Here is a 20,386-nt window from a genome sequence, read left to right on the forward strand (position 1 = left end):
ACTCCAATTTCTATATTGGCAGTGCAGGCGGCTTTAACGACTTTAACCTATAAACCGTGTATTAGAATTGAACCGAAAATCCGTCAAACCGGTGAATTCCCGTCCCAAATCGAACCAGGTCCTGCTTCCGCAGTGCTTGCACCGCTGCTCGAACCTCGTCCAGCAGGACCGGGTCCAGCCCGATCGTATTATGCGCACCGTAAATCCGCTTCACCCCGTCGATATCCGCTATCCGCTCCAGCGAGTTCACCAGATCCTCCGGGCTTGTCGTAGGGTAAAATGCGTAGACCGGCGTCTCGTCATACAGCAAATCCCCCGTGAACAAATATCCCCGGCTCGGATCAAACAATGCGATATGACCGGGAGAATGACCCGGTGTGTGGTAGATGACTAGATTTCGCCCGCCAAGCTCGATGATATCTCCATCCCGGAGGAGACCGGTCGGCTGCCCTTGGTAAGGGGTGTACGCTGCGGGATCAAAGGAGGCCGGTACGGGTCTTGTGATATCGCGTGATATATCCTTGCGAATCTGTTCAACAGAGAGCTTCTTAATACCGCTGACAAGCCAGTCCTCCTCAGCCTCATGCACATAAATATCTTCATATTGCCCGTGACTGCCGATATGGTCCGCGTGAACATGCGTGGTCAGTACCATGATGGGTAAATCCGTCAGCTGATCCGTCATCCGCTTCATGTTGTCGATGCCGAGTCCCGTATCAATCAATGCCGCCCGCTCGTCGCCAATTAACAAAAACGAGTGCACCTTCTCCCAATGACCGTATTCACTGATCACAAACGTAGTGTCGTCAAGCTTGGATACGGTAAACCAGACATCATCGATCACGACTTGATATGGTTTATGCTCCATATGTATGTCCCCCTCATTCAGCTTTATTTAGCCGTTTATGTCCTTACGATTATCCTGAAATGCAATCAAAGACATATAATAACTTTTCTCTTCTGCGGTCAGAGATGTCCCACCTGCTGGGGGCGGCTCCATCCTGAAGTGCTTGTCCATAAGCAATTTGAACTCCTCTATAAAAGCATGAAAGCTCTCCTGTGTAGCATGGAAACGATAGGTCGAGGCCAGATTTTTCCGGTGATGCTCATTCGCGCTGCTCAAGGCAAAAGAAGCTGCCGGTGCATGCTCAATCTTCGTCCGGGTAATATCCAGCGTCTCCATAAAGACCTGCCGCGAGGTTTCCACCAAATCGAGGCTGGGGAGCAAGTGATCTTCCGGAATAAAACGGCTCGCGACAGCGCGATAATATTTCTGAACGATCCCGTTCTTCTCTTCCTTGCGGACGATCTGAATAACCCCGTGTTTCTCCAGCTCTTTCAAGTGAAAATAAATATTGTTTCGCGTTATATCCAGCATCTCTGCCAATTGCTGTCCCGTATGGGCATCCTTTACGAGTTTCATCAGTATTTTCGTGCGGAGCGGATCGGCAATCGCCTTCAGCTGCTCATGGGTTTTAATTTTATAGACACCCGTAATTTCCAATTTAACACCTCTCTATACTTTACCGGTAAAATTAATTTTACTGTTGGTCGTGTATCATCCTAACATGTCAACTATCCACAGTCAATCCTGTTATCCTATAGTCGGCATGTTCCCCTTCTATGACCGAATTGTGATATAGTAGCCTCATCGTATTTATGTCATTATGATTTTCGAAGGATGTGCCTTATGTTTGACCCCAATATATTTGATAATTTAAAGGTTGGCATTGAGAATGTCGTCTATGACCTTGACAATCTGGATGAAGTTATTCATGTAATCGGCAGGGCAGACCTGCTGGATATGGCCGTTATGTCCAGAAGCTTCAGCCTTCGATTCGAGTTAGTTCAGCAGCCCATGACTTCGGCTGAGATTATTCTGGAGACGGGACTGCGTGATCTTGCCACTGAGATTTTGGAAATTTCGGAGGGACAGCCTGGCTGTGAGCTGAAGCTCCGCTTCTATAAACATATCGCAGATGTTTCCAGGGAATGTCCGGTCATTTCGCAGATCGTGGAGGAGATATGGAAGCCCGAGCTTCGTCCGGTGCAAACGATAAGTTACACCTACGGCAACGATTCGCCTCAATTACACAACACCATTGAGCTTCGCTTTCCCCGCAAAATTAACGAAGAACAGATGGGGGATATCCAGAACATGATCGAGTTTATGCTTCGTACGCTGGGGGAATTAAACCGGATGTAACTAGCAAGGGGCTCTATAGTGTACAAGAATTAGAGAGGAGTGAGTTCTAGTGAAACGGTTCATTCTGTCTGCTGGGATCGGATTAACGATGATTTTCGGCATAACTTGGTTGATCCGCTTGGTGAAAGACGATACCTTTCTAATTGCACATTTTATACTAGGACTTGCCGGTATCATCATGCTGAGTTACTCCATAGGCAGCTATCTCATAAAAAGAAAGAGCCCACCCTATCATTAAATAGAGGTCGGGCTCTTCTGCTATACTCTTATGCAACCACCAATCGGATCCAGATATCCGATGGATCCTGGACTGCCCAGACGCCATCCCGCTGCTCCAGCTGCAAGCCGGCCTCGCGGATACGCCCGGTCACGGCCTCAAGCTCCTCATGGCTTGGAAGCACAATGCTATAATCCTCGATTCCCGCAGCGCTCCGCGGGGTGTTCGGAATACCGCGTCCAGCCCATACATTCAGTCCGATATGGTGATGATATCCACCAGCAGATATAAACAGCGCAGCATCTCCGTAATGGGCCGTCACCTCAAAACCGAGCACGTCGCAATAAAACGCCCGTGCATCCTGCAGGCTGGACACATGGAAATGCACATGCCCGATCACGGTGCCTTCCGGAAGTCCATACCATTCCTTATCCTTGGATAAAGCGAGCAGACCCTCCACATCGACAGGATCGGTGGTCATCACGTATTCACCCTTGGCATCCCGCTTCCAGGTATCCTGCGGGCGGTCGGCATAAATCTCGATGCCATTTCCATCGGGATCATTAATATACAATGCTTCGCTGACCAGATGGTCGCCTTGACCAACCGGAATATTATGAGCAATTAAATTCGCAAGTGCGAGCCCCAATGATTCCCGGTCCGGAACGAGAATTGCAAAATGGTATAGACCCGCCGTTCGGGTCTGGGGTCTGACCAGATCCTGAACCTCCTCTACAATCAGCAGCGGCTGCTTGCCGTCCGCCGTCAGCTCGGCCACTCTGCCGTGTTGGCGAAGCATTTTCAAACCAACGACCTCCGTATAAAAGCGTACGGATTGTGCCAGATTGCTGATGCGCAGAGAAACCGGTCCGAGATTTGTGGATGGATGTAGTATGGCTGTCATGTTCTCACTCCTTAAATGTTGTTTGTATTCCAGAAAATATATTCATCTGTTCTATAAGGACAACTTGTAATCAAATCAGTTACATCTTACTTGTAATCATTATAGTTACAGGACGTGACTTTTGTCAAATACAGTAATTAACATTTCAACTATTTGCACTACTACCGCTAACAAAAAGAAAACGCCCTTCCCACACTAGGACAGAGCGTTGATCATCACTATTTTTCGTTTAATGTTCCATTAGCTGAAGCGTAGATATTCCTGATGATCTCTTCCAAACTCACCTCATGCAGCGTATTCTCCATCGCCTTCTGAGCAGCAGAGAAGACCGGTACAATGGCCGTTTGTATATGTTTGCCCACAGGACACTTCGTGTCCGAATTCTCGTGAATGCTGAACAGGGAATCCTCCTGCACGACGTGAACGGCATGATAAATATCCAGAAGCGTAATCTCGGCTGGATGCTTCGCCAGCTTCGCGCCTGCAACTCCAGGTTTAACCTCAACAAGGCCCGCTTTACTCAGCATGCCGACAATACGCCGTATGACCACCGGATTCGTATTCACACTCTCTGCAATATAATCTGAGGTGCTGATCCCAGCCTTATTCATCTCCAGCACGGAAAGAATATGGATAGCCACTGCAAATCGGCTGCTTATATTCATGTGATCCCTCCTGACGGTCCCAATCTTCAAATAACTAGCATGTAACCATCATAGTTACATTACACCGCAAAGTCAACGATCAAGCCCCGCCAAGAGCATGAAGTGCGCTATATCAATCCAAGGAACACGGTCCCTCCTATGTAATTTTACGATTCGGATATCCGATATATTCAGGAGCTGCTCGCCAACTGGTCTGATGAAGAGACCACACTGGAGAATCTGATGATCCCGCCTGCGAAATAAAGCTCATCCCTTCATGAAAAAAAGCCTCTTTCACGCTATGGGTCAGTCCCATATGGCTGAGAGAGGCTTTTCACGTTTAGGATCCGCTGGATTTAGAACATCGGGAATACGTATTTGATAAGGAAATACAAGAAACCAAAAAAGATGATCAGATATGCAACGTACTTGATTAAAGTAGAAGCCACCCTGCTGGAGTCGCTGCGCTCCTCGATGTTCCGAGTCTCAATCTCCACGTCATGGTCCTGGCGCTGCCTGCTCATAGTCTCCACCTCCATCCGATTCTGTAGTGCAGATGATGGTAATCTCTTGAAGCTTACTACTCTTTACACACTCGTCAAGAGATTGAACCATTCTGCAAGGGAGACTGGAGTAATTGATAGTACCTTAGCAGGCCTTGTTATTTAAAGAAAGCCAATCATGGCAGGCAGCACGATGAAGGAAGCCAGTGTGGTCCACAGGATGCACCTGGATACAAGCTTCGGTGCGGCGTCATACTCTTCCGCAAGGATCACGGCGTTTACCGCCGCAGGCATGGCGGACAGAATCAGAATAACCGAGAATAATGTTCCCTTAATGGATAGTATCGCGAGCAAGCCCCAAGCCACTAACGGGCCGATCAGCATTCGCATCGCCACTCCCCGACCAGAATCCGCGCCTTGTGACGGATAAAGACGTTCCAGCTTCCCGTACGCCTACCATCTGAGCGCCCAGAATCACAAGGGCCAGCGGCGCATAAGCTGCGGACAGCATGGATACGCCGGTTTCCAACCCTTGCGGGAGCTGGAAATCCGTCACGCGGAAGAGCACGGCGAACGCCGCTGCGTAGACCGAGGGAAGCGTGAATACCGATCGGATCGCTTTGACTGCCGAAAAATGTGATCTTGCTGCCAGATACACGCCTAATGTATTCATAATGATAATTTGTACAATGACATAGACGGAGGCTTTATCCAGCCCTGCCTGCCCGAAAGCCAGCAGCACGAGCGGAAGTCCATAATTCACGCTGTTGGTGAAGATGGTGGTCAAGGCAAGCCCGGATTTTTCCGTTTGGGATAGACCCAGCATTTTCCCGGCGAAGGCACTGAGTGCCCACAGGACCATCACGTTCAGAAGACAAAACGCAACTGTGACCGTGACCTCGTTCGAGGTTATAGAAGCCTTCTCCAACGTCTCGAAGATGAGGGCCGGGCTTAACACATACAAAGACAAGGCCGAGAGCGCCTTGGTTTCGATTCCCTTAAAGCGTTTGAGCAGCGCTCCACCGATGACAGGCAGAGATATGGGCAGGAATACGCTATAAATCGTAGCTAAGAAAGAAGAGATCATGGAGTTCACCCTTAAACAAATTAAAATATCACGTTCTCTACATCCTACCCCATCCCTAAAGCATTCGTCCAAGATTCAAAGACTATAGGTCTAATAGGTATTCATTATGTAAGCCTCCTGATCACAAAGGAAACGACGGTTCCATTGCCCCGCGAGCTGTTGATCTCCAAGCCTTGCCCGTATATTTGCTTCAAGCGGCGGTCTGTGTTGATCATGCCGACTCCCTTGAGGTGTTTGTGGTTTCGCTGATCGTGCTCCAGCATGCGGCTGAGGTGCTTCTCATCCATCCCGACACCATCATCCGCGATAATAATCTTCACGATTTCCGCTTCACTTGAAATGCTGATGCTCACGGTTCCCCCCTCAGCCCGTACCAGTATTCCATGAACAACTGCATTCTCCACAATCGTCTGCATGGCCAATGGAGGCAGCTCCAATTCCTGAACAGGAATTTCGTCCGCAATATTCCAATGGACGCGGAGCCGGTTACCATACCGTTCACCCTCGATATACAGATATGAACGAACCAGGCCCAGTTCCTGCTCCAGCGGTATAAGTCGCTGCAAGTTGCTGACATCATAGCTTGTTCTCAGGTAATGGCTGAATTCCTCAATCAGCATAATCATCCGGGAAGGGTCGAGCTCGCCTAATGAAGCGATCGAATTTAATGTATTGTGCAGAAAATGCGGCTGGATTTGTGCCTGGAGCCAAGCCGCTTCCATATGCAGCCGTTCCTGAATGGACCGCTTCAGTTCCAGCAGTGCGCGTACCCTCGTTTTTAGTTCCAGATGATCCACCGGCTTAATCAGATAATCGTTGGCTCCGGACATGAACCCCATATGGATATCCTCGGGCTGGCTTCGGGCGGTCAGCAGCAGGATCGGAAGCTCGGCGAGCATATATCTCTGCCGAATACGTCTGGACAGCTCATATCCTGACATCTGGGGCATCATCACATCCGAAATGATCAGATCCCACTCGGCCTGCTCCAGTAATCGGAGGGCCTCCTCTGCCTGGGTCACGACAGTAATCCAATACCCTTCGCCAGAGAGCAATCCACGGATAACCTTCAGGTTAACCGGATCATCATCTACGACGAGCAATCTGAAGACGTCTTGATCCGAATACGGCTTAACCTCCACCGTTTCGGTCCTTTCCTTATCGGACACATCCATCTTATCAAATGCGGCCCCCGTCTCTTGTAATGGGGTTGAGGATGAAGCGGCCGCTGCGATCAACTCCTGAGTCTGCAGCTTCTCCTGTGCCGTAATCTCATCCAGTTTCAAGGTGAACGTAAAGTAAGTTCCCTGTCCGGGAACAGATGACACGGAAAGATTCCCTCCATGCAGCTCGACCAGCTGTTTACAGATGCTCAGCCCAAGCCCCAAGCCGCCTCTTGCAGCAGTCAAACGGGAATCACCCTGCTCATATGGGTGGAATATACGTCCCAGCGTCTCTTTCTCCATGCCGATCCCCGTATCACGAACATGGACGCGAGCGGTTGCCTGATCCGCATCCGCAGCTAGCTCAATTCGGCCATGCTCGGTGTACTTCAACGCATTATGGATCAAATTAAACAAAATCTGGACCAAACGGCTTTCGTCAGCGCGTACCTTAGGAAAGTCATCTGCGATCTTACATACCAGCTCGATGGGTCTGCCTTCCGCCATCGGCCGGAGCATATCCAGCACACCCTGGGCTGCACCCTGAAGATGAACAGGCTGAATGTTAAGCCGCATTCGGTTGTCCTTCAGCAATGAAACATCCAGCAAATCATCCAGCAGCAGCGACATCCGCCGGCCAATTCCGGTTATCAGCTCAAGCTGTCTTTGATCCTCTTTCGCTGGTGCTTCTTGTTTCTTATCCCGATCCAGCAGCGTTTGTGCGATATTAATCATGCCGTGCAGCGGGTTCCGCAGTTCATGAGACGTATTCGCGAGAAATTCATCCTTCATCTTGTCTGCACGCTTCAGCAGCTCAGCCTGTTCCTTCAGAACGACAGCGTTTCTCGTAAAGCGGATGAACCAGAAGGAGGCGAAACCGAGAAATGCGATGATCAGATCAACCGGATAATACGGAAGCTCTTTGAAATACCAAAATCTAAGAATTCCGCTTAGCATAATATTGCAGGACACGGCAACGGCCGACAGCAATATGAATATCGCGGCCTCCGTCCGCTCATTGACCGCCTTTCTGGCCATTGAGGGCAGAAACAACACGGCACCTATTAATACCACGGACAAAAATTTTGTGAGATACACCATAAGATGAAACGGCAGAATCAAATAAACCACTGCATAGGAAACTGCCAGAATCACGTAGACCCGATAAAAGACCTCCTTGATTCTGGGCTGAAGCAGATGCTTGGTGCACAGAATCAAGCATAGAGAAATCGCCACATAACTGATAACCCTGAGCTTCACCGTCCATTCAAAATTAATGACAGGAAGCCAGGCAAGAAGCAGCTTATCATCGTCAACCAGCGTGGCAAGGAGAGTGACAAGAATGAGACCGGCAAAATAGTATAGGCCTTTGCTCCGATAGCCGATCAGATACAAAATAAACACATACAAGACATGAAGCAGTAACACGATGCACACCAGCAGCTGCATGTTTTCCGAGAATGCTTTCCCCTTCATGACCGCTTCAGCCGTTCCAAATTTGATGGGCAGCCGGATTCCGCCGGAATCCGGATATTGATAATTGCTCACTTCCAGGGTGATATCCAGCTCATTTCCAATGCCCGGTGGAAAGATTGCGACATGAGGCACATTCCTGGCGACATGAGTGTCTGGCGTATCAGACGGATCGGCCTAATTCGTGCACTAAATCGCCATTGACGTACAAACGATAGGCCGTACGGATATCCGTGATCCAGATGCCATAAATTGCGCTCTGTTTCGGTACGAGCACCTTGAGACGATAGGTTCCGTATCCGATCTCGCTTCCGTTCTCGTTCAAACTCTCCCAAGGGCCGGGAACCTGCAGGCAGCATGAATCGGAGGCCGTCTGTGCTCCTTGATGATGCAGCCGTTCAGGGCCCATCCATTGATTCGGGTAAAAGATCCATTCCCCATTAAGAGCAACCATATTTCGGTCATCCGCCTGCCACTCCCGCAGATCTAACACCCCCTGCTGGAACGGGACTTGTTCGGGTACCATGATGAACTTAAACCATACGAATCGTATGAAGAGTAATATCACGATAAATAATAAAGTAATCCCCAGCAATCTTCTGCCGGAGATCGGTTTGGAATCAGTGTTGGAATGGGTCGACAACCATAACAGTCCTTTACCTTATAATAATGAACCCTACATCATATCTGTCCATTATTTTACATCGTTACAGGACCGCTGTCTTTGAATTTCGACAAAGTTTCAGCTTAACCTGCTGTCAGGCACACCCCTTACACAACCGCCTTCCCTTCACGCTGCAGCGGCCGGTATGGAAATAATTCTGCGGCAGAAACATGTTTTAACCTATAATAAGAATAAAATCTTTTCCTTCCCGACGCCTCATACAGCCACGAGAAAAAATCGAATATCGAATCATCCACCCATTTTCCGTTGTATTCAACGAGCGACCGCAGATAAGGGATTTGGAGTTTCACTTTGCCCTCCCACATGAAAATAAACGTGTTGACCTCCGCATTTTTTTGCAATAAAAAATGAAGTGTTTGCTCATCCAGCAAAAACTTCTCCTGGTCACATATGAATACAGGCCCCTCGTCTGTCGCTACGATGCCGATCAGCTTTGTGTTGAAATGAACATAGAAGCCTCTGCAATACTGGACATCCTTCCCCGCATCCAGCTCAAGCTCCCGAAACGATCCAAGCTCCAGCCCCACAGCCTTATGCAGCGAAGAATCCTTAAATCTCCGAATAAATTTCATAACCGAATGATGTACCTCCTGATTCTTATGATTCTCTCCAGAGTATAGGCGGCCATCCTCTACAATTTCTGAACAGGGCACCAGAATGCAGGTCTTCCTTCTTCGAACAATATAAAAAAAATCACCGAATGCATATCCGGTGATTACGCGCAATATAAGTGTTATTCTAGTTCAGGCTCTCAGTATGAGCTCCGTGGTTCCATTCGTCGTACCACTTTTTTATGTAAGGACTCGGCTCCTCACCCATCTCATCCCTTAATAATTGAGACAGAAGAGCGAATTGTCGGTGCACTTGTGCCGGATTATCCTGCATCACATATAATTTCATGAGTGAAAAATAGGCCTTCTCCTCCATGGGATGCTGCCTCTGGATCGAGGAATAACACAATATGGCCTCATCCATACGCTCCTGTTCCACATACCAGTCCGCCATGCATAAAGAAGAAGTAAGCCATAACTCCTTCAAGCGCTGCCGTTCTCCCTCTGCCCACCAATAATCATATTCCTGCAGGTAATCGCCTGTGTACAGCTTCATCATTTCAATATGCCGATCAATCGAAGCGGCCGACACGGAAGGGTTTGACGAGAACCAGTTCTCCCATTCCTCGATGTCCAGCTGTACGTCCTCTATATTCAGCACGTAGCCTTCCGTCGTGTTGGTAATCTGAAACCTAGTGTCGTAAGGCTCCAGGGTCTTTCGGATGTGATAAATGGCGGTATACAGCTGCGGATATGCCTTGTCCATATCGAACTCCGGCCACAGCATATCGATCAATGCCGACTTTCGAACAAGCTGCCCCCTATGCTGCAGCATATAGATGAATATCTCCTGGGCCCGGGTTGTCCGCCAATGGAGCATGGCAAATTGCCCTGGATCATTCGGCTGCTCGACCATCACTTGACGAAACATTGTCATCCGAATTTTGCGGTTGGGCTCCATAACCTCTTCCGGCCTTGCAGCAATGCGGCTTCGCAAGCGCTCCATCGTTTTGGCCACTCTGTCGATCTGCACGGGTTTCACAATGTAATCGACCGCATTCAATTCAAATGCAGTAACGGCATACTCGTGATAACCCGTCACAAAAACAATGCACAGATGGGGCTTTTGTTCCAGAAGCTGCTCGGCCAGCTCAATTCCGTTTAATTCGGGTAAGCTGATATCCAAAAAAACGATATCCACATCCCGTGATAGAATTTCTTTTCTCCCTTCAAAGGGATTCGTGTACGCGCCTATTACATCTATAGAAATGGTATCCAGTTTTAACAGCTGCCGTTCTAAATACTTCAAGGCCAACGGTTCGTCATCTACGAGAATTACCTTCATTCATATTACTCCTTGGATTGGAAAAATACGGTCATATTTAACTATATTGATTCCTGCGCATTGTTGCAACAATCGATATCGCAATTATGACAATATACTCATTATTTTTTCTCTTGAAAAACTTATAATTCCAAGTATAATACTTGGTATAAAACTGAGAAAGAGTTTGCTAAGGGGGCCTTCAACTTGGAGAATCACGATAAAGAACCGGCATCTTTGTCCCTTGATGATTATCTCGATCTTCTAGAATCTGGCCATTCGCTTGGGAGATACGAAGTGGCAGGTAGATATTATGGCCACGCTCCAGCAAATGCAGGAGCCGCAGTCCAAACCGCACATGAAAAAGGACGAGTGCACCGAGCAGGAGCTGTGGCAATGCGTGGATCAAATCAATGACCGCATGCTTGTCCTGTACAATGATCTGAAGGCAACGGATGATGAAGACATGCAGCGCGAGCTGCTGGATCAGATGTGGAGGCTTAAAATTGCGCGGGTTGAGGTGTTCCGAAAAATACGCTCGATATATCTATAAAACAAAGACGATTCTTCAGCTGGAAGAATCGTCTTTGTTTTATAGATGAGGATACCGCTCTCTATAATTATACATTCAGGTTATAATACACAAACTCATCATCCCTCGCGTACCCCGCGGATTCATACAACCGCTGCGCTTTCAGGTTATGCAGCTGCGTGGACAAAGTCAGCCCCTTGGCACCGGTTTGAACAGCATGCATTTTCGCTTGATCAAGCAATTTTCTGCCGATGCCATGCCCCCGGTAATCCGAATCCACAAACAGATCATTCAGAATCCATATGCGGGACATCGAGAGCGATGATAAGGATGGATATAGCTGTACATAACCTGCCGGAACCAGGGTATCTGCCATCTTAGAGACTGCTAAATAAATAACTGAATCCCCTCTAGTGAGTCTCTCCCGGATATATTGCTCTGCCCCGGACAAGTCATCATCCCGCTTGTAAAATTGCCGATACTGATTGAATAAACCGGCTGCCTTGCCCAGATCCTGCAATTCTGCTCGATATACATAAATCTCCGCCTTCAAACATCCCACATCCTTTTTGTCCATCGTTAATTCTAGTGTACTGGGGACATGCAGGTGTTTAGAATGCAGATTTCAATGAATTGTTTGCATGGATAACCCTATTTAGCCATCCCGATATCCGCTATTACGCTTGATGATATAACGCCCTGTATTCATCCTCCAGGATACTCATCATAATGGAGTCATGGTAACGGTGATTGTAGTACAGCGCATCACGCTGGACCCCTTCCCGTTTAAACCCTACCTTCTCGTATGCCTTAATCGCCCGTTCGTTATAATCAAAGACCTGCAGCTCGATCCGGTGAAGATTAAGAAGTCCAAAGGCATATTCCAACAAAAGCCTGATCGCTTCCGGTCCATATCCCTTACCTAGATGCTCAACGGATTCGATAGCAATGCGAATATTAGCATTCCGGTTTATATGATCGATGTCCTGCAGAGCTACGTCACCAATGACCTGATCGTTATCCGATAAAGCAATCAGGAGCAGAACGGTATCGCCGCCAACAGATTTAGCCTCAATATATCGACGAACGCCTTCCATCGTAAAAGCCTGTTTTGTCCCCGTCAGCCTCCGCATTTCCGGATTGAACAGCATCTGGAAATATCCTTCTGTGTCTTCTTGTCCGACGGGTCTCAAGTAGATCCGCTCGCCTTCCAGAAACCGTACCGGTTTCGGATTCCATATGGTTGAACTCATTGCCGTTGTAACCTCCTGTTTCCTCTGGAACTTGAAATCCCTTATACTATATCAATACATTGACCATATCCATATATGCAGATTCCAATAATTATAAAGGACAGATTCTATGAAACAGGTTCCCCTTAATCAAACAGAGATTACATCAGCGCTTGATGATTCCTCTATCCCTCTGTATGTGGGATTATATCAATATATCAAACAGGAGATTTCAGGCGGTCAGTGGCCTCATTCAGCCCGTCTTCCTTCCGTTCGCAAGCTTGCGGAGCTGCTTAATGTCAGCACCACGCCGATTGAAATGGCGTATCAGCAGCTGCTGGCGGAAGGGTTCATTGCCAGCAAACCCCGCCGCGGATACTATGTTCAGATGGCAGCCGATGCTCCCTTTTTGCCTCCTATACAAACGTCTTTACCAAAAGGGCCGATGCTTAAGCGCCACCGCTACTTCCCATACGACTTCCACATGTCGAAGAATGAATATCAATATTTCCCGCTGACGGAATGGAGAAAAACCTATAACCGCTGTTTGCAGGAAAATGCCACCACTGACATGCTGTTCTACGGTGACCCTCAAGGCGAGGAAGGGCTCCGTTACCAGATTGCAAACTACGCCAGGAGTTTTCGCGGGGTATCCTGTACACCTGAGCAGGTGATTATCGGCTCGGACCCGTTCCCTCTTCTGGATCTGGTCAGCCGATTGCTGCTTCCTTACGGACAGACTATCGCGGTAGAAGACCCCTGTTACCCGCAGCACCCGGAGGTTTTCCGGCAGAAGGGCTACGATGTCATTCCCATCCCCGTGCTTCAGGATGGGATCCATCAGCAGGAACTGCAAAGCAGCGGAGCATCCTTCGTATCCGTCTCCCCCTCCCACCAGTTCCCGACGGGGGTCATCATGCCCATCTCCCGCAGGCTGTCGCTGCTGCAATGGGCAGATGAGACCGGTGGTTTCATTATCGAGGAAGATTCTGATGGTGAGTTCAGATATGAGGGAAGACCGATCCCGAGCCTTCAGGGGCTGCTGCCCGACAGCCGTGTCATCTACCTGGGAGGGTTCTCGCAGGTGCTGTCCCCCGCGCTAGGCATCCAATATATGATTTTGCCGAACATACTGCTGCCGGATTATCATCAATTAAAGTTCCAGCTGTTTCTGGATTGTACGGCCTCTAAGCTGAATCAGATCACACTGGAGCGCTTTATGCGGGAAGGCCATGTCGAACGGCATCTGCGCAAAATGAGAATGAAACTCCGCAGAAAGCATGATCGCCTGATCAACGCCATTAGGTATCACTTTGGAGATCGCGCTCATATATCAGGTACCGGCTCCGGGTTTCACCTCATGCTCGGCCTGAGGCATCCCCTGTCCGAGGAGGAGCTGCAGACGATAGCCGAGGATCGGGGAATCCGCGTAAACTCTGCTTCCTATACGCGAATGACTAACCCTGATCATCCCAAGGAACCGGAGCATCGAGAGTTCATTCTCGGTTTTGGCGGACTGAGGGAAGATGAGATTGAAGCAGGCATTAAGCTGCTGGCTGACTGTTGGCTAGGCGACCTGCGTATCTAGGGAGCATTTTGGCATCGGCAGGCAGGCCATACTGCTTGCGGAACGCTGTATATTTTCACAACAAAAGGCTGCCCCCTTAGATTGAAGCAGGGGACAGCCTTCTGTTCATTTGGTCTGCAATGCGTCGGTAACGCCGGCAGATATTGTATTCTTCTCGCGGCGGTGGTTACACAGAACGGCCTACGATGACCAGATCCCGCTTGATCCCGTCAAGCTCCGCAACCCCGGGGAGCAGCCCCCACTGGTCAAAGCCATACTTCTTCAGCAGCTTCATGCTCGGTTCGTTATGACCAAATACAAACCCTACCAAATTGCTGACCTTAAGGCGCGGACTCTCCTCAATTGCCTTCTCAATCAGTATACTGCCGGCACCGGTACCGCGATATTTCTCGTTTACATATATGCTGATCTCAGCAGTTCCATTATAGGCTGGTCGCCCGTAAAAGGATTGAAAGCTCATCCATGCAACCATTCCATCATCAGAGTGCATGACCCACAGCGGCCGAAAATCGCTGCTGTGCTCTTCGAACCAGCGAATACGGCTCTCCACCGTAACAGGCTCCAGGTCGGCGGTTACTTTTCTGCCTGAAATCGTTGAATTGTAGATGTCCACAATGGCCGGCAAATCCTCTTTGACGGCGTAATCGATACGGTATTGATGCGTCATCATGTTCTACCTCCGAATAGATGCGTAATAAAGTCTCATAATGAGTGTAAGATGCCTTGCTCCATATGAGATCTATTGTACAAGAGGCAGCGGAAAAACGCTTCTATTTTCTTAGGGGGAGATTATTCACGAATGTATTGCCCAAGGAAAACTTTACTTACGCTAAGTAACACGATACCCTAACATTAAAGGCATAACGACCGTTTTTCGAATAAGAAAGGAATGAATGCAAATGAACGAACGACTGCAAAGTTTGCAGCAATCCATGAATACACACGGCTGGGATCATGTGCTGGTGACAGACCCCAAGCATGTCTATTATTTGACCGGCTTTGCGAGCGATCCTCATGAACGCTTTCTCGGCCTGCTCCTCTCCACTGTGAATGAGCCGGTGCTTATCGTGCCGGCTCTGGATGCCGATGCGGCCGGGGCTGCTTCAACGGTTAAGAATATTGTCACTCATCAGGATACCGAGAACCCGTATCTTTTGCTTAAACGGCAAATTCAAGGGGCAGCGGGGACATGGGCCGTGGAGAAGGAACAGCTTACCGTCTCCCGTTATGAGCAGCTCCAGCAGCATGTGAACGCTGACCGCATCGATGATGTCGGTGTTGTTCTCCGGGAACTGCGAATCCGGAAGTCCGCAGATGAGGTGAAGATCATCAAGCATGCAGTCCGGCTGGTTGAAGAGGTTCTTACTCAAGGACTGGCCCAGGTAAAAATCGGCGTCAGCGAGATTGAGCTTGTAGCAGAGCTGGAATACTTGATGAAGAAGCTGGGCGCGGATGCCCCCTCCTTCGCCACGATGGTACTATCAGGTCCCAACACAGCGCTGCCGCATGGGGTCCCCGGAACACGCCGTATTCAAGCCGGGGAGCTGCTCATGTTTGATCTGGGCGTATATGCCGGAGGTTATGCGTCGGATATTACCCGTACCTTTGCCGTAGGCGAACCGAAGCCTGAAGCCGTACACGTCTATGAGACGGTCCTCGCTGCGAACCTGGCCGGTATTAAAGCCGTCAAGCCAGGCGTAACCTATGGTTCGATTGACCGGGCGGCTCGTAAGGTGATTGACGATGCAGGATACGGCCATGCTTTTGTACACCGTTTAGGACACGGGCTTGGCATGGATGTTCACGAATATCCATCGATCCACGGCATGAACCAAGAACTCTTGCGGCCCGGTGCAGTATTTACAATCGAGCCTGGCGTTTACCTGCAAGGAGTAGGCGGCGTACGGATTGAGGATGATGTCATCGTAACCGAGAATGGCGTAGAAGTGCTAACCTCTTTCCCGAAAGAGCTGACCATCATCGGTTAACGTTGTTTTCATCATAGCAGTAAGCCCGAATGCCGTTATTGCAACGGTATTCGGGCTTTCTCTGTTTACAACGGCCTATTTGCTGTCTCTGATCCATGTTATCCTTGTACGCACCCGAGGCGAAAAAGCCATCCTGCCGGCACAACATTCGCCGTCAAGATGGCCCTCCATTCAATTCGCTTATTTCGCTTATCCCTGAACCAAGTCCAGTTCAATGTTGTCATCATTAAACACGTCTTTATCCACTTCATTCATAACTTTCCCTGTAATTACGCCGGCTGTCATGGAATCATTCACATTCAGAGCTGTACGGCCCATATCAATGAGCGGCTCTACGGATATTAACAGACCCGCCAGGGCTACCGGGAGGTTCATCGTCGACAGCACGATGAGTGAAGCGAAGGTTGCTCCGCCTCCAACACCCGCCACGCCGAAGGAACTGATCATAACAACCACGATCAAGGTAAGGATAAACGACCAGGAGGTTGGGTCCACACCGGCTGTCGGCGCGATCATAACGGCCAGCATGGCAGGATAAATGCCTGCGCAGCCGTTCTGCCCAATCGTGGCACCAAACGATGCCGACAGGTTCGCAATGCCTTCGGAGACACCTAGCTTTTTGTTCTGCGTCTGTACGTTCAGCGGGATGGTAGCCGCGCTGGAGCGTGACGTAAAGGCGAAGGTCAGGGTAGGGAACACCTTCTTCACATATTTGAGCGGATTGAACCCGAATATCGCAAGCAGCACCAGATGGATAATGAACATAACAATCAAGGCCACATAAGAAGCCAGCACGAAATCGATCAGATTCATGATGACCTGCAGATCCGTTGTGGCAATCGTTTTGGCCATCAATGCAAGAATCCCGTAAGGCGTCAGACGAAGCACAAGGGTCACGATACGCATGACGACGCCATAGACTGCCGAGATCATATTGCGGAAGGTTTCCGCCTGCTCCTTGTTTTTCCTGTCCAAACCGAGAACCGCTATCCCGATGAATGCGGAGAAAATGACGACCGCAATCGTCGAGGTTCTTCGCGCTCCGGTCATGTCGGCAAACGGATTGCTCGGAATGAAATCAAGGATCTGCTGGGGCAGAGTCCGGCCCTCAACATCTCCGAGCCGCTCTTGCAGAAGTGCGCCTTGCTGCTCTTCGGCAGCACCGCCTTGAATATTCACGGCAGACAAATCAAATGCCAGAGCGGTTGTAATTCCAACTGCTGCAGCAACCGCCGTCGTTAGCAGGAGCACCGTAATGATGAGGCCGCTCATTTTGCCAACATTCCGGCCTCCCTTCAGCTTCATGATAGCCGATATGATCGATACCATGATAAGCGGAATAACCATCATTTGCAGCAGCCGAACATACCCGTATCCAATCAGATTAAACCAGTCGGTGGATTTCACCACCACATCGGAAGTCGAAGTGTAGATGAGCTGCAGTGCCACTCCGAACAACACACCCAAGCCAAGTCCTGCAAACACTCGTTTGGTAAACGAGTAATGCTTTTTCTGCATCCAGTACAAAATGCCGACCAGCAGAATCAGAACAAGGACATTGATGATAACCCAAAGCGTTTCCATCCTAATCATTCCTCCCATTCTTGTATAAGGATATGTTGTATCATCCTCATGTCATAAGTGCGCTAGTATGTATTCATTTCCATCTCACGGCCCACTCTAAACATAACATTACCCATTCCCGTAGATTTCCTATCGAAATCGTTGTTTTTCACCTGATGTTGATTATGTTGATCGGATTACCACTGCTATGCCTCTTCTATCTTATCATGTAAGTTTCAAGAGCAGAACCACAAATATTAACACAACCGCTTCGATCAGTTCATTCAGCGCCCCGTAAGTATCTCCCGTCAGTCCGCCAAGTCTTTGGCTCATCCTTTCCGCCGTTACCGTTCCGATTGCCCATGAAATGAACGGTATGAAAAAGAGTCCCCCGATGCCCAGCAGCCAATAATCAGCGGTATCTGCCATGACCCATTGGAGACCTATGATGACAACTGTTAACAACGCAGCCATGGAGCCCGCCATCCTTCTTCTTCCAGCGGTCAGTCCGTGAAACAAAGCCGCAAGCCCCTCACTCCCCCGCGCCATCGGCCAGCGATACATGGCATAAACCATGAACCATCGGCTCCAGACCGGAGCAAGCACCAGCAGCCAAGCTTCCTGCTTCCAGGCCCCCTCCGATAAATCCCATACGGACATAATCAAGGCAGCCTTCAGCAGGAGAAGCAGCATACACGCCATGACCCCCATTGCACCTACGCGGCTGTCCTTCATAATCTCCAGCATCCGTTCGCGTGACCGATGACTAAGCAGGGCGTCCGCACTATCCATCCAGCCGTCCAGATGAAGCCCGCCCGTCAGCGCTACCCATACGATCAGCAGGATGACAGCAGCAGGAAATGAAGGCAGCACAAAGCTCAAGCCGATTCCCAAACCGACCACAATCAGACCGATAACAGCGCCTACCCATGGATAAAAAACAACGCTCCGCTTCTGAACCTCTGGCGTAAAGGGAATCTCGCGCCGAATTGGAAGCCTCGATAAAAATTGAAAAGCGGCCGCAGCCGCCTGTATCATCTTGCTCATATGAGGTACTCCTTGCTCTTGATTTCCACCGGAATTCCCGCAGTCACCAGAAATACTTCGTCACAGACCCGGGCCAGCCTCTGATTCATAATCCCGGCCCAGTCGCGGTATATCCTGCCCAGCGGATATTCGGGCACAATGCCCGACCCCACTTCGTTTGTCACCAAAATGACCAGGCCCGGATAGACCTGAACCGCTCTTGCCAGCCTGCCGATCGAAAGGCCCAGACGCTCTTCCATCACGGCTGTTCCTTCAGGCTCAGCCTGGAGCAGTACATTCGTAAGCCACAGCGTAAGGCAGTCCACCACTACGGCCGGAGCATCTGAAACCGTTTCGCCAAGCGTGTCCAGCAGCTCTGGCAAGGCAATTGGCTCCTCCACCGTCTGCCACCCATAAGCGGAATCATGCCGCCGGTCTTGATGGATGCGGATGCGTGCTTGCATCTCATCGTCATAAGCCTGCGCAGTCGCCACATACATTCCGGATTCAGCCCGCTTCATGCACAGCTTCTCCGCGAATGAACTCTTCCCGCTTCTTGCCCCTCCCGTGACCAGCACGCTTCCTTGTTGGCTCATACCGATCCCCCGCTGATTCCGGCGCTTTCAAACGTCGCCATCTCCTGCATGATCCTGCAAGCCGCTTCCACCAGATGCAGGCACAGCACGCCGCCGGTTCCTTCTCCAAGACGCATGTCCATTTGCAGCATCGGGTGGAGTCCCAGTTCTTCGAGCAGAAGAACATGCGCCTGCTCATGCGAAGCATGAGAGGCAATCATATAAGCGAGGGCTTCCGGACAAATCGATTTTGCAATCAAAGCCGCCGCACTGGAAATAAAACCGTCGATGATAACAGGGCATCCGTGTGCAGCTGCACCGAGAATCAGCCCCGTCAATCCACCGATTTCATAACCCCCGACTTTGGAGAGCACATCCAGAGGATCATGCGCATGCGGTTGATTGACTTGTATAGCCTGCTCCACAACGTTAATCTTATGTATCAGCCGCTCATCGGTTACGCCAGTTCCTCGTCCCACAACCTCAGAGGGTTGTTTGCCTGACAGAACCGAGAAGATCGCGGCGCTTGGCGTTGTGTTCCCAATGCCCATCTCACCGGTCACGAACATCTGCGTCCCCTGGGAAGCCAGCTCTGCCGCTATCTCTGCTCCGGTTATGATGGATTGCAGCGCTTCCTCTCTGGTCATGGCCGGTCCTTTAGCCATATTGGCGGTTCCTCTGCCAATGTTCCTGGAGAGGAGCTTCTCATGGTTCAGCTCTGTCCCGACACCGATGTCAACACAATGAACGTCGGCTCCCGCCTGGCGAGCCAGCACGTTAACAGCTGCGCCTCCATTCAGGAAGTTCATGACCATCTGAGGCGTCACCTCTGCCGGAAATGCGCTGATGCCTTCCTCACACACTCCATGGTCCCCGGCCATGACAACGACAGATTTTTTTGTAAACGACGGCTTGATGTTGCCTGTGATCCCGGCTAATTGAATTGCAAGCGACTCGAGCTTGCCAAGGCTCCCCGGAGGTTTCGTCAAGGTGTCCAAATAGGCTGCGGTCGCGGCCTGCACTTCGGCATTCAGAGGTTTGATGTTAGCCGTTATATCGTTCAAATGATCCGTCAAGGATTTACTCAATTCAAACTTCCTCCTTCTTTCTTGCACCTAAATCTTA

At 49.8% G+C, this 20,386-nt stretch carries 21 protein-coding genes and 1 pseudogene; 5 read left to right on the plus strand and 17 right to left on the minus strand.

The genetic code is table 11. From position 1 onward, the window contains the following. Positions 1 to 61: 61 nt before the first annotated feature. Positions 62 to 868: an MBL fold metallo-hydrolase gene (locus tag PVOR_RS24720; protein WP_006212278.1), complete on the minus strand. Its 807-nt coding sequence runs from the start codon at positions 866 to 868 to the stop codon at positions 62 to 64. A gap of 27 nt (positions 869 to 895) precedes the next feature. Next, on the minus strand, positions 896 to 1,504 hold the full coding sequence (locus tag PVOR_RS24725) for a winged helix-turn-helix domain-containing protein (protein ID WP_006212279.1): 609 nt from the start codon (positions 1,502 to 1,504) through the stop codon (positions 896 to 898). A 186-nt stretch (positions 1,505 to 1,690) separates the two neighbouring features. On the opposite strand from PVOR_RS24725, the gene PVOR_RS24730 reads away from it, so the two are divergent. Next, positions 1,691 to 2,206 carry a hypothetical protein gene (locus tag PVOR_RS24730; protein WP_006212280.1) on the plus strand — a complete coding sequence of 172 codons (516 nt, stop codon included), beginning with the start codon at positions 1,691 to 1,693 and terminating at the stop codon, positions 2,204 to 2,206. A 49-nt stretch (positions 2,207 to 2,255) separates the two neighbouring features. Next, entirely contained in the window at positions 2,256 to 2,444 is a 189-nt protein-coding gene (locus PVOR_RS24735; protein ID WP_006212281.1) for a hypothetical protein, read from the plus strand. A gap of 28 nt (positions 2,445 to 2,472) precedes the next feature. On the opposite strand, the gene PVOR_RS24740 is transcribed toward PVOR_RS24735, so the two are convergent. From PVOR_RS24740 to PVOR_RS24770, 8 genes and pseudogenes are all read right to left on the minus strand, one after another. Continuing rightward, entirely contained in the window at positions 2,473 to 3,327 is an 855-nt protein-coding gene (locus PVOR_RS24740) for a VOC family protein (protein ID WP_006212282.1), read from the minus strand. A 218-nt stretch (positions 3,328 to 3,545) separates the two neighbouring features. Further along, on the minus strand, positions 3,546 to 3,992 hold the full coding sequence (locus PVOR_RS24745; protein ID WP_006212283.1) for an Rrf2 family transcriptional regulator: 447 nt from the start codon (positions 3,990 to 3,992) through the stop codon (positions 3,546 to 3,548). A 335-nt stretch (positions 3,993 to 4,327) separates the two neighbouring features. Beyond that, positions 4,328 to 4,495 (minus strand): hypothetical protein, encoded by a 168-nt coding sequence (locus PVOR_RS31135; protein WP_006212284.1) that lies wholly within the window; start codon positions 4,493 to 4,495, stop codon positions 4,328 to 4,330. Between the two features lie 141 nt (positions 4,496 to 4,636). Then, positions 4,637 to 5,561, minus strand: a pseudogene (locus PVOR_RS24755) (AEC family transporter). A gap of 104 nt (positions 5,562 to 5,665) precedes the next feature. Further along, complete coding sequence (locus tag PVOR_RS24760; RefSeq protein WP_006212287.1) at positions 5,666 to 8,332, minus strand: ATP-binding protein; 2,667 nt, start codon at positions 8,330 to 8,332, stop codon at positions 5,666 to 5,668. Positions 8,333 to 8,360: 28 nt separating this feature from the next. After that, positions 8,361 to 8,765, minus strand: coding sequence for a hypothetical protein (locus PVOR_RS32365; protein ID WP_234973089.1), 405 nt, complete (start codon positions 8,763 to 8,765; stop codon positions 8,361 to 8,363). 203 nt (positions 8,766 to 8,968) lie between these two features. Continuing rightward, positions 8,969 to 9,454, minus strand: coding sequence for a hypothetical protein (locus tag PVOR_RS24765; protein WP_006212289.1), 486 nt, complete (start codon positions 9,452 to 9,454; stop codon positions 8,969 to 8,971). A gap of 166 nt (positions 9,455 to 9,620) precedes the next feature. Continuing rightward, a complete protein-coding gene (locus tag PVOR_RS24770; RefSeq protein WP_006212290.1) occupies positions 9,621 to 10,778 on the minus strand; it encodes a response regulator in 1,158 nt (385 codons plus the stop codon). A 262-nt stretch (positions 10,779 to 11,040) separates the two neighbouring features. Here PVOR_RS24770 and PVOR_RS24775 point away from each other — a divergent pair, with 262 nt between their 5' ends. Further along, positions 11,041 to 11,310, plus strand: a complete 270-nt coding sequence (locus PVOR_RS24775; protein ID WP_234973090.1) for a hypothetical protein — start codon at positions 11,041 to 11,043, stop codon at positions 11,308 to 11,310. Between the two features lie 67 nt (positions 11,311 to 11,377). Here PVOR_RS24775 and PVOR_RS24780 read toward each other — a convergent pair whose 3' ends face one another. Beyond that, positions 11,378 to 11,866 carry a GNAT family N-acetyltransferase gene (locus PVOR_RS24780; RefSeq protein WP_052649317.1) on the minus strand — a complete coding sequence of 163 codons (489 nt, stop codon included), beginning with the start codon at positions 11,864 to 11,866 and terminating at the stop codon, positions 11,378 to 11,380. A 100-nt stretch (positions 11,867 to 11,966) separates the two neighbouring features. Further along, positions 11,967 to 12,542 carry a GNAT family N-acetyltransferase gene (locus PVOR_RS24785; protein WP_006212293.1) on the minus strand — a complete coding sequence of 192 codons (576 nt, stop codon included), beginning with the start codon at positions 12,540 to 12,542 and terminating at the stop codon, positions 11,967 to 11,969. A 109-nt stretch (positions 12,543 to 12,651) separates the two neighbouring features. Between PVOR_RS24785 and pdxR the strand changes: the two genes are divergently transcribed. Then, entirely contained in the window at positions 12,652 to 14,109 is a 1,458-nt protein-coding gene (pdxR, locus tag PVOR_RS24790; protein WP_006212294.1) for a MocR-like pyridoxine biosynthesis transcription factor PdxR, read from the plus strand. A gap of 166 nt (positions 14,110 to 14,275) precedes the next feature. On the opposite strand, the gene PVOR_RS24795 is transcribed toward pdxR, so the two are convergent. After that, positions 14,276 to 14,776 (minus strand): GNAT family N-acetyltransferase, encoded by a 501-nt coding sequence (locus tag PVOR_RS24795; protein ID WP_006212295.1) that lies wholly within the window; start codon positions 14,774 to 14,776, stop codon positions 14,276 to 14,278. A gap of 232 nt (positions 14,777 to 15,008) precedes the next feature. Here PVOR_RS24795 and PVOR_RS24800 point away from each other — a divergent pair, with 232 nt between their 5' ends. Then, positions 15,009 to 16,097 (plus strand): M24 family metallopeptidase, encoded by a 1,089-nt coding sequence (locus PVOR_RS24800; protein ID WP_006212296.1) that lies wholly within the window; start codon positions 15,009 to 15,011, stop codon positions 16,095 to 16,097. A 189-nt stretch (positions 16,098 to 16,286) separates the two neighbouring features. Here PVOR_RS24800 and PVOR_RS24805 read toward each other — a convergent pair whose 3' ends face one another. The 4 genes from PVOR_RS24805 to cobT form a co-directional block, all read right to left on the minus strand. After that, positions 16,287 to 17,681, minus strand: a complete 1,395-nt coding sequence (locus tag PVOR_RS24805) for an L-cystine transporter (protein WP_006212297.1) — start codon at positions 17,679 to 17,681, stop codon at positions 16,287 to 16,289. Between the two features lie 204 nt (positions 17,682 to 17,885). Then, positions 17,886 to 18,707, minus strand: coding sequence for an adenosylcobinamide-GDP ribazoletransferase (cobS, locus tag PVOR_RS24810; protein WP_006212298.1), 822 nt, complete (start codon positions 18,705 to 18,707; stop codon positions 17,886 to 17,888). Continuing rightward, positions 18,704 to 19,282 carry a bifunctional adenosylcobinamide kinase/adenosylcobinamide-phosphate guanylyltransferase gene (gene cobU, locus PVOR_RS24815; protein ID WP_006212299.1) on the minus strand — a complete coding sequence of 193 codons (579 nt, stop codon included), beginning with the start codon at positions 19,280 to 19,282 and terminating at the stop codon, positions 18,704 to 18,706. Before cobU ends, cobS begins: the two co-directional genes overlap by 4 nt. Beyond that, complete coding sequence (gene cobT, locus PVOR_RS24820; RefSeq protein ID WP_006212300.1) at positions 19,279 to 20,349, minus strand: nicotinate-nucleotide--dimethylbenzimidazole phosphoribosyltransferase; 1,071 nt, start codon at positions 20,347 to 20,349, stop codon at positions 19,279 to 19,281. Before cobT ends, cobU begins: the two co-directional genes overlap by 4 nt. Positions 20,350 to 20,386: the final 37 nt, after the last annotated feature.

The organism is Paenibacillus vortex V453 (assembly GCF_000193415.1).
Taxonomy (GTDB): domain Bacteria; phylum Bacillota; class Bacilli; order Paenibacillales; family Paenibacillaceae; genus Paenibacillus_AQ; species Paenibacillus_AQ glucanolyticus.

What these genes read in the sequence shown, in the direction of transcription:
- PVOR_RS24795 (WP_006212295.1), bottom strand. Translation starts at nt 14,776, where the DNA reads ATGACGCATCAATACCGTATCGATTACGCCGTCAAAGAGGATTTGCCG.
- PVOR_RS24745 (WP_006212283.1), bottom strand. Translation starts at nt 3,992, where the DNA reads ATGAATATAAGCAGCCGATTTGCAGTGGCTATCCATATTCTTTCCGTG.
- PVOR_RS24740 (WP_006212282.1), bottom strand. Translation starts at nt 3,327, where the DNA reads ATGACAGCCATACTACATCCATCCACAAATCTCGGACCGGTTTCTCTG.
- PVOR_RS24730 (WP_006212280.1), top strand. Translation starts at nt 1,691, where the DNA reads ATGTTTGACCCCAATATATTTGATAATTTAAAGGTTGGCATTGAGAAT.
- cobS (WP_006212298.1), bottom strand. Translation starts at nt 18,707, where the DNA reads ATGAGCAAGATGATACAGGCGGCTGCGGCCGCTTTTCAATTTTTATCG.
- PVOR_RS24785 (WP_006212293.1), bottom strand. Translation starts at nt 12,542, where the DNA reads ATGAGTTCAACCATATGGAATCCGAAACCGGTACGGTTTCTGGAAGGC.
- PVOR_RS24780 (WP_052649317.1), bottom strand. Translation starts at nt 11,866, where the DNA reads ATGGACAAAAAGGATGTGGGATGTTTGAAGGCGGAGATTTATGTATAT.
- PVOR_RS24765 (WP_006212289.1), bottom strand. Translation starts at nt 9,454, where the DNA reads ATGAAATTTATTCGGAGATTTAAGGATTCTTCGCTGCATAAGGCTGTG.
- PVOR_RS24720 (WP_006212278.1), bottom strand. Translation starts at nt 868, where the DNA reads ATGGAGCATAAACCATATCAAGTCGTGATCGATGATGTCTGGTTTACC.
- PVOR_RS31135 (WP_006212284.1), bottom strand. Translation starts at nt 4,495, where the DNA reads ATGAGCAGGCAGCGCCAGGACCATGACGTGGAGATTGAGACTCGGAAC.
- cobU (WP_006212299.1), bottom strand. Translation starts at nt 19,282, where the DNA reads ATGAGCCAACAAGGAAGCGTGCTGGTCACGGGAGGGGCAAGAAGCGGG.
- PVOR_RS24800 (WP_006212296.1), top strand. Translation starts at nt 15,009, where the DNA reads ATGAACGAACGACTGCAAAGTTTGCAGCAATCCATGAATACACACGGC.
- pdxR (WP_006212294.1), top strand. Translation starts at nt 12,652, where the DNA reads ATGAAACAGGTTCCCCTTAATCAAACAGAGATTACATCAGCGCTTGAT.
- PVOR_RS24805 (WP_006212297.1), bottom strand. Translation starts at nt 17,681, where the DNA reads ATGGAAACGCTTTGGGTTATCATCAATGTCCTTGTTCTGATTCTGCTG.
- PVOR_RS24770 (WP_006212290.1), bottom strand. Translation starts at nt 10,778, where the DNA reads ATGAAGGTAATTCTCGTAGATGACGAACCGTTGGCCTTGAAGTATTTA.